At 61.5% G+C, this 13,898-nt stretch carries 13 protein-coding genes and 1 pseudogene; 13 read left to right on the top strand and 1 reads right to left on the bottom strand.

Features of this window, described 5'->3' with window-relative positions; genetic code table 11:
- Nucleotides 1-296 precede the first annotated feature (296 nt).
- The 5 genes from pyrF to MOTHE_RS13250 all read left to right on the top strand — a co-directional run bounded on the left by pyrF (nt 297) and on the right by MOTHE_RS13250 (nt 2,473).
- Entirely contained in the window at nt 297-1,043 is a 747-nt protein-coding gene (pyrF, locus tag MOTHE_RS04040; RefSeq protein WP_236683281.1) for an orotidine-5'-phosphate decarboxylase, read from the top strand.
- Between the two features lie 50 nt (nt 1,044-1,093).
- Entirely contained in the window at nt 1,094-1,477 is a 384-nt protein-coding gene (locus MOTHE_RS04045; protein ID WP_162490042.1) for a type II toxin-antitoxin system Phd/YefM family antitoxin, read from the top strand.
- On the top strand, nt 1,458-1,916 hold the full coding sequence (locus tag MOTHE_RS04050) for a type II toxin-antitoxin system VapC family toxin (protein ID WP_011392404.1): 459 nt from the start codon (nt 1,458-1,460) through the stop codon (nt 1,914-1,916). Before MOTHE_RS04045 ends, MOTHE_RS04050 begins: the two co-directional genes overlap by 20 nt.
- A gap of 101 nt (nt 1,917-2,017) precedes the next feature.
- Nucleotides 2,018-2,212 carry a hypothetical protein gene (locus tag MOTHE_RS04055; protein WP_053094701.1) on the top strand — a complete coding sequence of 65 codons (195 nt, stop codon included), beginning with the start codon at nt 2,018-2,020 and terminating at the stop codon, nt 2,210-2,212.
- 96 nt (nt 2,213-2,308) lie between these two features.
- Nucleotides 2,309-2,473 carry a hypothetical protein gene (locus tag MOTHE_RS13250; RefSeq protein ID WP_158499098.1) on the top strand — a complete coding sequence of 55 codons (165 nt, stop codon included), beginning with the start codon at nt 2,309-2,311 and terminating at the stop codon, nt 2,471-2,473.
- Nucleotides 2,474-2,556: 83 nt separating this feature from the next.
- On the opposite strand, the gene MOTHE_RS04060 is transcribed toward MOTHE_RS13250, so the two are convergent.
- Nucleotides 2,557-4,311, bottom strand: coding sequence for an Rqc2 family fibronectin-binding protein (locus MOTHE_RS04060; protein ID WP_053094702.1), 1,755 nt, complete (start codon nt 4,309-4,311; stop codon nt 2,557-2,559).
- Nucleotides 4,312-4,638: 327 nt separating this feature from the next.
- Here MOTHE_RS04060 and MOTHE_RS14215 point away from each other — a divergent pair.
- The 8 genes and pseudogenes from MOTHE_RS14215 (at nt 4,639) to metK (ending at nt 13,760) form a co-directional block, all read left to right on the top strand.
- Nucleotides 4,639-7,437, top strand: a pseudogene (locus MOTHE_RS14215) (cation-translocating P-type ATPase).
- A 72-nt stretch (nt 7,438-7,509) separates the two neighbouring features.
- On the top strand, nt 7,510-8,349 hold the full coding sequence (gene dapF / locus MOTHE_RS04070; protein ID WP_011392407.1) for a diaminopimelate epimerase: 840 nt from the start codon (nt 7,510-7,512) through the stop codon (nt 8,347-8,349).
- A gap of 399 nt (nt 8,350-8,748) precedes the next feature.
- Nucleotides 8,749-9,921 carry an LL-diaminopimelate aminotransferase gene (locus tag MOTHE_RS04075; protein WP_011392408.1) on the top strand — a complete coding sequence of 391 codons (1,173 nt, stop codon included), beginning with the start codon at nt 8,749-8,751 and terminating at the stop codon, nt 9,919-9,921.
- Between the two features lie 14 nt (nt 9,922-9,935).
- Entirely contained in the window at nt 9,936-10,802 is an 867-nt protein-coding gene (locus MOTHE_RS04080; RefSeq protein WP_201776977.1) for a YicC/YloC family endoribonuclease, read from the top strand.
- Between the two features lie 16 nt (nt 10,803-10,818).
- Nucleotides 10,819-11,094: an extracellular matrix/biofilm regulator RemA gene (remA, locus tag MOTHE_RS04085; protein WP_011392410.1), complete on the top strand. Its 276-nt coding sequence runs from the start codon at nt 10,819-10,821 to the stop codon at nt 11,092-11,094.
- A gap of 42 nt (nt 11,095-11,136) precedes the next feature.
- Complete coding sequence (gene rpoZ / locus MOTHE_RS04090) at nt 11,137-11,340, top strand: DNA-directed RNA polymerase subunit omega (RefSeq protein ID WP_011392411.1); 204 nt, start codon at nt 11,137-11,139, stop codon at nt 11,338-11,340.
- Nucleotides 11,319-12,569, top strand: coding sequence for a bifunctional phosphopantothenoylcysteine decarboxylase/phosphopantothenate--cysteine ligase CoaBC (coaBC, locus tag MOTHE_RS04095; RefSeq protein ID WP_053094703.1), 1,251 nt, complete (start codon nt 11,319-11,321; stop codon nt 12,567-12,569). The genes rpoZ and coaBC overlap by 22 nt, the downstream gene beginning before the upstream one ends.
- A gap of 3 nt (nt 12,570-12,572) precedes the next feature.
- Nucleotides 12,573-13,760: a methionine adenosyltransferase gene (gene metK, locus MOTHE_RS04100; protein ID WP_053094704.1), complete on the top strand. Its 1,188-nt coding sequence runs from the start codon at nt 12,573-12,575 to the stop codon at nt 13,758-13,760.
- Nucleotides 13,761-13,898 lie beyond the last annotated feature (138 nt).

The following is a 13,898-nucleotide window of genomic DNA, read 5'->3' on the forward strand; positions in this document are numbered from 1 at the left end:
GGAGCGCCAAATCGCCTCCGCCCCACCCCGGCAGGAGCAGCAGCCCGCGGCTGCACCGGCCGGGCGGTTTCCCGGCCGGCCCTTCAAGCACCAGGCGAGATGGCCGGGCCGCCGCCATTTAGCATATCAAGAGCGCCGGAAGGGAAGGGCTTTTCCGGTTTTTACCGGTCGGGGTTAAGCCTGACTTAAGGGCCGGTACCGGACCCTCCCCATATTCACTCCGCTTACACTCCGTTTTTTGAACTATAAGATCATAAAGCGATATTTAAGGGCTTCTGGCCTGCTTGCCAACACTAATGTACCTGCAGGAGATGATCCGCATGCATGCCAAGGACAAAATAATCGTCGCCCTGGATGTTCCCGACCTGGCTGCCGGGGAAAAGCTGGTGGACCGGCTTTCCCCCTACGCCGGCATGTTTAAAGTCGGCCTGGAGTTTTTCACCGCCGCCGGGCCGGCGGCCGTCCGGATGGTAAAGGAGCGTGGTGGCCGGGTATTTGCCGACCTGAAGTTCCACGACATCCCCAACACCGTGGCCGGAGCGGCGCGGGCCCTGGTGCGCCTGGGCGTGGATATGCTCAACGTTCACGCCGCCGGCGGCAAGGCCATGCTGCAGGCTGCCGCCGCCGCCGTCCGGGAGGAGGCCGCGGCCTTAAACCGCCCGGCGCCGGTAATAATCGCGGTCACTGTTTTGACCAGCCTGGACAGGGAAGCTCTACGCTGCGAGGTGGGTATCGAGCGAGAGGTAGAAGAACAGGTGGCCCGCTGGGCGCTCCTGGCCCGGGAGGCCGGCCTGGACGGCGTAGTAGCCTCGCCCCGGGAGATCCGGGCCATCCGGGAGGCCTGCGGGCCGGAGTTCGTCATCGTGACCCCGGGCGTGCGCCCGGCTGGGTCCGACCGGGGCGACCAGCGCCGGGTCATGACCCCGGCCGAGGCCCTGCGGGAGGGCGCCTCCTACCTGGTCATCGGCCGGCCCATCACCGCGGCCCCCGACCCCGTCGCCGCCGCCCGGGCCATCGCGGCGGAAATAGAGATGGTGAAATAATAACTTCGGCCTGCTTTCATGCTTGATAATTTTTGTCATGTAGGGCTACAATGATAGTAACAGGTGATGACACGATGGAACGAATTAACTTTATCAATACCCGGGAGTTTAAAAATAGAGCAACCCAAATCTTGAGGCAGGTACAAAAAGACCAGGTTATTATTATAACCAATCGCGGTAAACCTGTAGCCACTTTAAAAGGTTTCAATCCACGTGACCTGGTTGTTGCAGAAGATAGACATGATAGCCTTTACCAGCATTTGCGGCAACAAATTTTAAAAGAAAGTCCAGAACTGGCTGCCAGGGATACCAGGCAAATCGCCACTGATTTTGAAAAGATAACAGCTAAAATGAGAAAACAGATTGCCTACAGGACCTGGGAAGAAATGGACCGGCACTTAAAAGGGGATCCTTATGATCTTACTGGATACTAATATTTTTATAATCGATCGTTTTTTTCCAGGGGATAGTCATTACGCTATAAACAAGGAATTCATTCAAGAGTTATCGCGGCTCGAGGCGGGGTTTTCTATTTTTTCGTTATTAGAACTTACCGGCATTGCTTCTTTTAACCTTTCAGCCAAAGAATTGCAGCAATGGTTGTTTGATTTTGCCTCCGTTTATCCTATTCGTATTCTTGATCCCTATGATTTAAAGATTGATTCTGCCAAGGAATGGTATACTAAATTTTTGCAGGAACTAATGGCAAAAGTTACCCACCAAATGACTTTTGGCGACGCTATTTTTTTACGTGAAGCTGAAGGTTATCAAGTAGAGTATATTATTAGCTGGAATAAGAAACATTTTCTTTCACGTACGACAATCAAAGTGCTCAACCCTGAAGAGTTTTTGACAATATGGAAACCGCAATAATTCCTTTGGTCATAAGCAAGGCGTGGGCTTTTTTAATCTCGTTGGAATGGGTAACTTTATGGGGTTAGCTCCCGGCAACCTAAATCGGAAGGTGCATAAGCTTGGACAAATTCTTTACCAGTACCGCCTGGAACACTTTTATCCTCGTTGTTATGGGTATAATTGCCTTTTTTACAAAGGAAATAATAACTTTCTTTATGCTGGGGTTTATAATAATCATCCTGACCAACATCTACGGGGTTCTCAAGGATATTGCCCGTAAGATTGACCGGAGCGGCCGTAACGACAGACTCTAATCAGCACGGCAGGAACGGGGGGCCGGTACCAGGCCGGGTATTTACCCCGGCCGCGGGAAAAACTAACGCTAGACTTTCTTATCCTGGAGGTGCGGTATGGGCGAAGAGGAAATCCGTGACGAGCAGAAGACCTTTCGGCACGAGCTTGTCCGGGAAGAGTCCCCCCGGGATCTGTGGGACCTGGAGACAAAAGGTGAAAATCTGAGGGAAAACCCGTATAAGACGCCGCCCAATAACCTGACGACAAAAAGGAAAAAATAAAGGGAAAAGCCCCGGCCGGGGTTAAGTGCTCTAGCAACCGGCCGGGGCTTTTTCTTCCTGCCAGGGGCACTGCCGCCGGCATTCTACTCCGCCGGCGTGACATAAACCGTCCGCTGGTGGTCGTAGATGACCATTCCCGGTCTGGCGCCGGGGGGCTTCCGGACGTGTTTCACCAGGGTGTAATCTACCGGCACCCGGCTGGACTGGCCGGCGCGGCTGTAGCGGGCCGCCAGGCGGGCGGCCGTTTCCAGGGTGGTAGCGGGCACCTCCCGGCCCCCGGTGCGGATAATTACGTGGGAACCTGGGATATCCTTGGCGTGGAGCCAGAGGTCGCCATCCGCGGCCTGTTTCAGGGTCAGCCAGTCGTTCTGGCGGTTGTTTTTGCCCACCAGGATCTTGAAACCATCCGGGGAAGTAAACTCCAGGGGCCGGGAGGGCTGATGCGCTTCTGGTTTAGCGGCCTTTTTACCGGGTTTTTGTTTGTCCCTTTCCTCAGGCAGGTAACCGGCCTGGCGCAATTCCCGGCGGATCTCTTCCAGGTCGTCCCTGGTGGCGGCCATGCTGACGGCCTGGGCGATGCTCTCCAGGTAGGCTATTTCAGCCTTGGTTTGTTCCAGCTGGGCGGCTGCCAGGCGGGCGGCGTGCTTGGCCTTGTTGTAGCGGTTGAAGTACCACTGGGCGTTTTCCGCCGGGGTACGGGAAGGGTCGAGCTCGATGGTAACGGGCTCGCCGTCCGGGTCGTAGAAATTGGCCGCCGTCAGGCTGGCCTGGCCCTTTTTAATGCGGTAGATATTGGCGGTGATGAGCTCCCCGGCCAGGCGGAACTCCTCCGCCCCGGCGGCTTCGGCTACGGTGGCGGCCTGGAGGCCCTCCTTTTTGCGGCAGCGCTTTAACTCCTTTTCCAGGATATGCTCCAGGCTTCGCCGGGTACCTTCCAGGAGCTGGTGCTCCCGGCGGAGGGAGTAGAAGTAATCGCAGGCGGCGCCCGGAGTGGCCGGGTGCTCCCGGGGCAAACCCTGGTACTGGTGGAGCTCAAAGGAGGCGAAGGCCAGGGGTTCCCCCTCCGGCCGGAGGATGACCTCCGGCTTCCAGGCGGCGGGGCCGGTGGCCGCCAGCACCTCCCCCAGGGCCTGGTAGAGGCGGTTCACTTCATACGCGCCGCAGCCCTCCAGGGTCGTCCCGGCCGGCAGGCCGGCGCGGTGGATAATCTCCCGGGCCGTTTCCGGCCCCACGCCGGCCAGCCTGTTTACCAGCAGACGCTCCAGGGGATCGCCCCAGTTACCCTCATAGAGGAGGCGAGTGAAGGCCTCGTCGTCGAGTTTTCGGGGATCGGCCTTGTCCTGGGCCGGTGGCGGGACGTAGGGCCGGCCGGGCAGGACCTCCCGGTGGCGGCTGACGGCATGGGTGTAGCGGCGGGCGGCGTCGATGATGCTACCTTCCGGGTTGAGCAGGATGATGTTGGAGTGCTTACCCATGATTTCAATTAACAGCAAGCGGGGGGCCTGCCGTCCCAGCTCGTCGGTGGTGTTAAAGTGGAGTTTCAGCACCCGTTCCAGGCCCGGCTGCTCGACGGCCGTCAAAATACCCCCTTCCAGGTGCTTGCGCAGGACCATGCAGAAAAGGGGCGGGGTGGGGGGATTGGTAAAACTGGCCGTCGTCAGGTGGACCCGGGCCTGGTCGGAAAGGCTGCAAAGAAGCAGCTTCCTGGTGTCGCGACCTTTACGCAGGTGGAGGATAACGGTCTCCTTTTCCGGTTGAAAGATGCGGTCCACCCGGCTGCCTGTCAGGCCGGATAGTTCTGCGCTGATGGCGGCCAGGAAAAGGCCATCAAATGCCATGGCTGTGGTGCTCCTCCAAAAATAGGGTTTTGCCAAAAAGGTGATTGCTGTTTCAGGTGTATTCCAGCTTCTTTGGGGCTGGGGGTACAGGCTCTGGGCTCCGGTGGTTCTCGGCTAGCAAACTTTACGCTCAGCCTTGCTCGGCGGCGGGGGTGGCTTGGCTTTATCTCATTGTTCGTTGGCAAAGGCGTTAGCCCCATGAGGGGCTCCTGCGATTTACTATACCACATAAACTGGCCGGCTGGAAACTCCTCGCCCGTCTGTTCTTTTCTTCCAGGGACAGGCATAGACTGATGGTGATTCCGGAAGAAAGAAGGGGCGAGGGGAATGCAGTCACGACCATGGTACCAGTTGAGTCCTGAAGAAGCCTTAATGGTCCTGGGGGTCGACGCCGGCCGGGGTCTGGCGACAATAGAGGCCCGGCGGCGCCTGGAAGAAAAGGGGCCCAACCAGCTCCAGGCCCGGCCGGGGGTCCCGCCGTACAGGTTATTTCTGTCCCAATTTCAGGACCTCATGGTCCTGGTCCTCCTGGCGGCCACGGCCGTATCAGCCTTCCTGGGGGAAGTGGCCGATGCCATTACCATCGTCGCCATCGTCATCATCAACGCCATCCTGGGCTTTATCCAGGAATACCGGGCCGAACGTTCCCTGGAGGCTTTGAAGGAGATGGCGGCGCCCGAGGCCAGGGTGCGGCGGGACGGCGAGATCCGCCGGGTACCGGCGCGGGAGATAGTGCCCGGCGACATCCTTCTCCTGGAAAGCGGCGACCGGGTGGCCGCCGACGCCCTGGTCCTCACCGGCAGCAACCTCCAGGCCGATGAAGCGGCCCTGACGGGCGAGTCGACCCCGGTGCCCAAGGCGCCCGGGGCCCTGGCGGGCGAGGTGGCCCTGGGCGACCGGCGTAATATGGTGCACCAGGGAACGGTGATTACCGGCGGCCGGGGCGTGGCTGTGGTGGTGGCTACCGGCATGGCTACGGAGTTCGGCAAGATCGCCGGCCTGCTCCAGGAAGTGGAGGCCGAGGAGACCCCCCTGCAAAAACGCCTGGCCGCCCTGGGCCGCTGGCTGGTCCTGGCCTGTCTGGCCATCTGCATAGCTGTGGTGGTTGCCGGTACCTTACGCGGGGAAGACCTCTACGGCATGTTCCTGGCGGGCGTCAGCCTGGCGGTGGCAGCCATCCCCGAGGGCCTGCCGGCCATCGTCACCGTCTGCCTGGCCCTGGGGGTGCAGAAAATGGTACAGCGCCAGGCTATTATCCGCAAACTGCCGGCTGTAGAAACTCTGGGTTGTGCCACGGTCATCTGCTCGGACAAAACCGGCACCCTGACCCGGAACCAGATGACGGTGCGTCGGGTCTGGGTGGGAGGCCGCAGCCTCCAGGTAAGCGGGACGGGCTATAACCCCCGGGGGGAATACCAGGAGAAGGGCCGGCGGGCAGCCGTCACCGGGGACCTGAAGATGCTTCTGACCATAGCCGCCCAGTGCAACAACGCCCAGCTGCAAAAGGCAGGCCTTACCATCGGCGGCTGGCTGCGCGGGGGCGGGGGTAAAAGGGATAAAGGTGAGAAGAAGGGCGGCGGTATTTTCGGTAAGCTTTTCGACGGCCGCGACGGCGGCGAATGGACCATCAGCGGCGACCCAACGGAAGGCGCCCTGCTGGTGGCGGCCGCCAAGGGCGGTCTCTGGCGGGAACGGCTGGAACGGGAGGAACCCCGGCTAGCCGAGATCCCCTTTGATTCCGACCGCAAGCGTATGAGCGTCATCTGCCGGGTGGGTAAAGGCCTCAGGGCCTATGTCAAGGGCGCCCCGGACGTCATCTTCGACCTCTGCGACACCATCCTCCTGGACGGGCAGGTCGTGCCCCTGGATGCCGCCCGGCGCCGGGAGATCCAGGAGGAGAATGAAGCCATGGCCAGCAGGGCCCTGCGGGTCCTGGCCGTGGCCTACCGCGATCTGGAGCCCGGGACGGACCTTCAGGCGGCAGCAGTGGAGAAAAACCTGGTCCTAGTGGGGCTCATAGGTATGATCGACCCGCCCCGGACCGAGGCGGCGGCGGCGATCTAGGTCTGCCGCCAGGCGGGAATCAAGGTGGTCATGATTACCGGCGACCATCAGGTCACCGCCCGGGCCGTGGCCCGGGAACTGGGACTGCCGGCAGGGGAGGGTGAGGTCTTAAACGGCCAGCAGCTGGAAGCCATGGACGATGCCGACCTCGCCCGGATGGCGCCGGGGGTCAATGTCTACGCCCGGGTGGCGCCCCACCATAAGCTGCGCCTGGTGCGGGCCCTGAAGGCCAGCGGCCATATCGTGGTCATGACCGGGGACGGCGTTAACGACGCTCCGGCCATTAAAGAGGCCGACATCGGCATCGCCATGGGGCAGAGCGGTACCGATGTAACCCGGGAGGCCGCCGCCATGATCCTGGCCGACGATAATTTCGCCACCATCGTGGCCGCCATCGAAGAGGGACGTGGTATCTATGACAACGTCCGTAAATTTATCCGTTACCTGCTCTCGTGTAATATCGGCGAGGTAATGACCATGTTCGTGGCCGTCATCAGCGGCCTGCCCCTGCCCCTGCTGCCCATCCAGATCCTCTGGATGAACCTGGTGACCGACGGCCTGCCGGCCATGGCCCTGGGGATAGACAATAAAGAACCGGGCCTCATGAAACGGCCGCCCCACCCGCCGGGGGAAAGCGTCTTTGCCCGCGGCCTGGGTAAGGCCATGGCCTTCCTGGGTCTGCAGATAGGCCTGGCTACCCTGGGTGTCTTTATCCTGGGCTTATACCTGGGCGACGGCGATCTCATCACCGCCCGCACCCTGGCCTTTACCACCCTGGTCATGGCCCAGCTCTTCGCCGTCTTTGAGTGCCGCTCGGAACACCTGTCCCCCTTTGCGGTAGGTTACTTCTCCAACCCCTACCTGGTAATGGCGGTGGCCGCTTCTCTGGCCATGCAGCTTCTGGTGCTCTACCTGCCGCCCCTCCAGGTTGTTTTTAAAACAGTTCCTTTGAATCTTTTCCACTGGGGCGTTATCTTGCTGGCCGCCGGCTGGCGCACCCTCCTGGGGGGTGTTAATTACTACCTGGTGGCCCAGGTCCGGCGCCTGGTTTGGGAGCGTTAAAATAGTGGTGGTAAAAGTAAGAGGGTAATGTTAAAATAAAACAAGATGCTTGTAGAGTAAGGGTGATCAGGTTTGCATTTTGTCAAAATGCACGGCCTGGGCAATGACTTTGTCCTGGTAAACGCCATGACGGAAAAGGTGCCCGGCGATTTACCTGGCCTGGCGCGGCGGGTCTGCCACCGCCGTTTCGGTATTGGCGCCGACGGCCTGATCCTGGTCCTGCCCTCCGAACAGGCCCGGCTCAGGATGCGGATCTTTAACCCCGACGGGAGCGAGCCGGAGATGTGCGGCAACGGCATTCGCTGTTTCGCCCGCTACGTTTATGAAACCGGCCTGGCGGAGGGAGAAGAACTTCAGGTGGAGACCCTGGCCGGCATTATTAAACCCCGGCTGATCCTTGAGGGCGGCCGGGTGGCCGGCGTCCGGGTGGATATGGGCGCGCCCCACCTGGAGCGGGAGCAGATTCCCATGGCCGGTACGGGCTCGCCGGTGCTGGACGAACCGATAGAGGTTAATGGGGAAACCTGGCGGGGCACCTGTGTCTCCATGGGCAATCCCCACTGCGTTTTTTTTGTTGAGGATGTTACCGGGGCGCCTGTAACCACGGTGGGCCCCGTGGTGGAGCACCACCCCCTCTTCCCCCGGCGCACCAATGTAGAGTTTATCCAGGTGCTTAACCGGGAAGAACTGCGGATGCGCGTCTGGGAGCGGGGGGCCGGCGAGACCATGGCCTGCGGCACCGGGGCCTGCGCCGCCGCTGTGGCCGGGGCCCTCACCGGCCGCAGCAACAGGAAGGTAACAGTGCACCTGGCCGCCGGGGACCTGCAGATAGAATGGTCGCCGGTGGATAACCATGTCTATATGACTGGCCCGGCCGTAGAGGTGTTCCGGGGCGATTTTCCCCTGGATTAAGCGCCCGGCGGCAAAACGAGGATACGGGAACTATGCCGCGCTTACCGTAAGTGACGATCTAAGCATTTTCGGGAAGCCTTTATTAACAGAGGAGCCCCTCATAGGGGTTGACGTCCCCGCCAGCGAACAATGGAATATGAGCATTAGAGGGGGTGAGGCAGGTTCCCGGAGGGCGCCTTTGCGCTTAGTTCAGAAGAACGAGGACGGCTGAGGAATAGCGCGGCCACCCTGTTTGAGGCCCGCAGGGCCGAGTTGTGGCCGCGCCCGAAGCCGGCCGAGTTCGACACAAGTATAATGGCGCAACCAGCGCCCGAAGGGAACCTGCCTCACCCCTAGCGGCAGATTGACGTTAATATCCTTTTTTGCCAGAACCCTATTTCCATAAGGAGGACGCGCACCATGCAGGAAGCCAGAAGGATTCGCGAACTACCGCCATACCTCTTTGCCCGTATCGAGAAAAAAATCGCCGAGGCCCGGGAGCGGGGAGTGGATATCATCAGCCTTGGCATCGGCGACCCCGATATGCCAACTCCGTCCCACGTGATAGACAAGCTGGTCGCCGAGGCCCACAACCCGGAGAACCACCGCTACCCCACCTCCGAAGGCCTGCTGGCCTTCCGCCAGGCGGTGGCCGATTGGTACCAGAGGCTTTATGGTGTCGACCTCGATCCCCGGCGGGAGGTGGTCACCCTCATCGGCTCCAAGGAGGGTATCGCCCACATCTCCCTCTGCTACGTCGACCCCGGGGACATCAACCTGGTGCCGGACCCCGGCTATCCCGTCTACAATATCGGCACCCTCCTGGCCGGCGGGGAATCCTACTTTATGCCCCTGACGGCGGCCAACGGTTTTCTGCCGGATCTGGGGGCCATCCCTAGCGATGTAGCCCGCCGGGCGAAACTCATGTTTATCAATTATCCCAACAACCCCACCGGCGCCGTGGCCGACCTCAAGTTCTTCCAGGAAGTCGTCGAGTTTGCCAGGAGCTACGATTTAATTGTCTGCCACGACGCTGCCTACAGCGAAATCACCTACGACGGCTACCGCGCCCCCTCCTTCCTGCAGGCTCCCGGTGCCAAAGAGGTGGGTATCGAGTTTAATTCCGTATCCAAACCCTATAACATGACGGGGTGGCGCCTGGGATGGGCCTGCGGCCGGGCCGACGTCATCGAGGCTCTGGCCCGCATCAAGTCCAACATCGATTCTGGGGCCTTCCAGGCTGTCCAGTATGCCGGCATCGCCGCCCTGACGGGACCCCAGGAGGGCCTGGCCGAAGTCCGGCGGGTTTATCAGGAACGGCGTGATATCATCGTCGAAGGCTTTAACTCCCTGGGCTGGCATCTGGAAAAGCCCAAAGCCACCTTCTACGTCTGGGCCCCGGTGCCCCGGGGGTATACCTCGGCCAGCTTTGCCGAGATGGTCCTGGAAAAGGCGGGGGTCATCATCACCCCGGGGAACGGTTACGGTAACTACGGGGAAGGCTATTTCCGCATCGCCCTGACCATCAGCAAGGAGAGGATGCAGGAGGCCATCGAGCGCCTGCGCCGGGTCCTGGGGAAGGTCGAATTTTAACTATGTTGAACAGCATGACGGGCTACGGCCGGGGCGAGGCCAGCGGCGCCGGCAAAACCGTGAGCGTCGAGATCCGGGCCGTCAACCAGCGCTTCCTGGACGTAGTAGTGCGCCTGCCCCGGGCCTACGGCGCCCTGGAAGAAAAGATCCGTCAGGAGTTGAAAAAAAGCCTCAACCGGGGCCGTGTCGAGGTAGTACTGACTATAAAGGAAGATAATGCGGAAAAACGGCCCGTCAACGTTGACACGGGACTGGCAATGGCGTATTATAATGCTTTGAAGGAATTGGCTCAAAAATTGTCTATTTCGGCGGATATTACCGCTGCCGGGCTGTTATCCCTGCCGGAAGTCATCACAGTAGCCGAACCGGAGTGGGACGAGGCTACTTTATGGCCGGTGGTAGCCAGGGCCCTGGCAGCGGCCCTGGCAGGTCTCCTGGAAATGCGCCGGGCCGAGGGGCAGCGCCTCCAGGCCGACCTGGAGGCCCGGGCCGCTTTTGTCCGCCGCCAGGTGGAAGCCATCCGCGAGCGCGCGCCGGAGGTGCCGCGGGAATACGCCGCCCGCCTGCGGGAGCGCGTGGACGAACTGACCGGCGGTATGGCCCTCGACCCGGGCCGCCTGGAGATGGAAGTAGCCCTGATGGCGGAGCGCGCTGACATCACCGAAGAGGTCGTCCGTCTTACCAGCCACCTGGAGCAGATGCAGGCCGCCATGGCTGGCGCCGAACCGGCCGGGAGGCGGCTGGACTTTATCCTCCAGGAAATGTGGCGGGAGATAAATACCATCGGGTCCAAGGCCGGCGATCTGACCATCAGCCACCTGGTAGTAGCGGTCAAGGGCGAGCTGGAAAAGATGCGCGAGCAGGTCCAGAACATCGAGTAGCTGAGGAGGGGGAGTTATGGACATCAAGTTGATCAACATCGGCTTTGGCAACATCGTGTCCGCCCGGCGCATAGTGGCTATCGTCAGCCCGGAATCGGCGCCTATAAAGCGGATTATCCAGGAAGCCCGCGACCGGGGCATGTTAATCGACGCCACCTACGGCCGCCGGACCAGGGCCGTGATTATCACCGACAGCGATCACATTATCCTCTCGGCGGTCCAGCCGGAGACGGTAGCCCACCGCCTGTCTTCCAGGGAACCTCTTGCCTCCGCAGAGGAACCCGTGGATTAAAAACCGGATGGACAACTGAGAACGTCCCTGGGGGGATGGAGTATGAAGCAGCCATCATTGGATGAACTGGAAAAGCGGGCCGGCAGTAAATACGCCCTGGCGGTCCTGGCGGCCAAGAGGGCGCGGATGTTGACCGAGAGCCAATTCGCGGCCCAGTATCCGAAAGGTACCAAACCCGTGACCATAGCTCTCATGGAAATCGCCGCCGGCAAGATTAAATATGAATGGGGCAAGAAGAAGGCGTGAGGGTTCTCGAGGGTAAAAACATCATCTTAGGGGTGAGCGGTGGTATCGCCGCCTATAAGGGGGCGGAACTCTGCCGCCTCCTCGTCCAGGAAGGGGCCACCGTGAGGGTGATTATGACCCGGGCGGCCCGGGAGTTTATCACCCCCCTGACCTTCAGCACCCTGACGGGGCACCCGGCCCTGACTGAAACTTTCGGGGAGGGAAGCGGGGGTCCCCTCACCCACATCGACCTGGCCCGGGGGGCCGACCTCTTCCTGGTGGCCCCGGCTACGGCCAATATCCTGGGTAAGCTGGCCGCCGGTATAGCCGACGACCTGCTGACCACCACCGCCCTGGCGGTAGACTGCCCCACCCTGGTGGCCCCGGCTATGAACGTCCATATGTTCGCCAAGGCTGCCGTCCAGGAGAACCTGGCGACGCTGAAGAGACGGGGCTGGGGCATCGTTGAGCCGGAGGAGGGCTTCCTGGCCTGCGGTGCCACGGGCAAGGGCCGCCTGGCAGCCTTGGAGCGGATCGTCGCCGCCTGCCGCCGCGCCCTGGCTCCCCAGGATTTCCGGGATCGGGTGGTGCTGGTGACGGCCGGGGGCACCCGGGAACCCCTGGACCCGGTGCGATACATTGGCAACTATAGTTCCGGCAAGATGGGACACGCCCTGGCCCGGGCGGCCTGGGAGCGGGGCGCCCGGGTGACCCTCATCACCGCCAGCCAGTTGCCGCCGCCGCCCGGGGTGACAGCGGTCCCGGTCCGGACGGCGGCCGAGATGCTCGCCAGTCTAAAGGAGCGCTTCAATGGGGCCGATGTGGTTATCATGGCCGCGGCTGTTGCCGATTTCCGGCCTGGGAGAGTAGCAGACCGGAAGATAAAAAAAGAAACCCTGGAGGAATTAACCATCAGCCTTGAGCCGACGGAAGACATCCTGGCCGCCCTGGGGCGGGTACGGGAACAGCAACTGCTCGTCGGCTTTGCTGCCGAAACGGAGGACCTCCTGGCCAACGCCAGGCATAAACTGGCGGCCAAGGGCCTCGACCTGGTGGTAGCCAACGACGTCACCCGGCCCGGGGCGGGATTCGGCAGCGATACGAATATTGTCACCCTGCTTTACCCAGGCGGCCGTTACGAAGAATTACCCCGGCTGCCCAAATTAGAAGCGGCCTACCGCATCCTGGATGCCGTCGCCGCCCTCCCGCGCTTTTGCAGGGGAGAGAGAGGGCCGGAAAGGGAGGACTAAAATATGACGCGTAAGCTGTTTACATCAGAATCGGTTACCGAGGGGCATCCCGATAAAATAGCCGACCGGATAGCCGACGCCGTACTAGACGCCATATATGCCAAGGACAATCAGGCCAGGGTGGCCTGCGAATGCCTGGTGAGCACCGGCCTGATCCTGGTGGCCGGCCAGATAACGACTGACTGCTATGTGGACATCCCCCGGGTGGCCCGGGAGACGGTCCGGGAGATCGGCTACACCCGCGCCAAGTTCGGTTTCGACTGCGATACCTGCGCCGTGATCACCTCCATAGACGAGCAGTCGCCGGACATCGCCATGGGCGTCAACGAGGCCTGGGAGAAAAAGCAGGGGGAAGCCCGGGACGAGGTGGAAACCCTGGGCGCCGGCGACCAGGGCATGATGTTCGGTTACGCCACCAGCGAGACGCCGGAGTTCATGCCCATGCCCATCGCCCTGGCCCACGCCCTGACCAGGCGGCTGGCAGCGGTGCGCAAGGAACGTATTCTGCCCTACCTGCGGCCGGACGGAAAGTCCCAGGTGACGGTGGAGTACGAGGACGGCCGGCCCGTCCGGGTGGATACGGTGGTCATCTCTACCCAGCACCGGCCCGACATCGACATGGCCACCCTGCGGGACGAGGTCCTGGAAACAGTCATTAAGCCGGTCATCCCGGCGGAGATGCTGGACAACCGTACCCGCTACTTTATCAACCCCACCGGCCGCTTCATCATCGGCGGTCCCCAGGGCGACACCGGCCTTACCGGCCGGAAGCTCATCGTCGACACCTACGGCGGCATGGCCCGCCACGGCGGCGGCGCCCTTTCCGGTAAAGACCCCACCAAGGTCGACCGCTCGGCCGCCTACGCCGCCCGCTACGTGGCCAAAAACGTGGTGGCCGCCGGCCTGGCCGACCGCTGCGAGGTCCAGGTGGCCTACGCCATCGGCGTGGCCCGGCCGGTGTCCATCAGCGTGGAAACCTTCGGCACGGGTAAGGTCAGCGACGACCGCCTGGTGGAGCTGATCCGCGCCCACTTTGACCTGCGGCCGGGTGCGATTATCCGCGACCTGGACCTGCGCCGCCCCATCTACAAAGCGGTTTCCGTCTACGGCCACTTCGGCCGGCCCGACCTGGACCTCCCCTGGGAGCGCCTGGACAAGGTCGAGGCCCTGCGGGCCGACGCCGGGCTGTAGTAGTAGAAATAATAATCGGCCCCCCAGAGCTTTAAATTAGCCCGGGGGCCGGTTTTTTAACCATCCGGCCGGGGGGCCAATGGACTGGCGGGCCTTTTTACCGGCGGGATATATCGACCTCACATTCTGCACCCTGGA

It is taken from the genome of Moorella thermoacetica (assembly GCF_001267405.1).
GTDB classification, from domain to species: Bacteria; Bacillota; DSM-521; order Neomoorellales; family Neomoorellaceae; genus Neomoorella; species Neomoorella thermoacetica.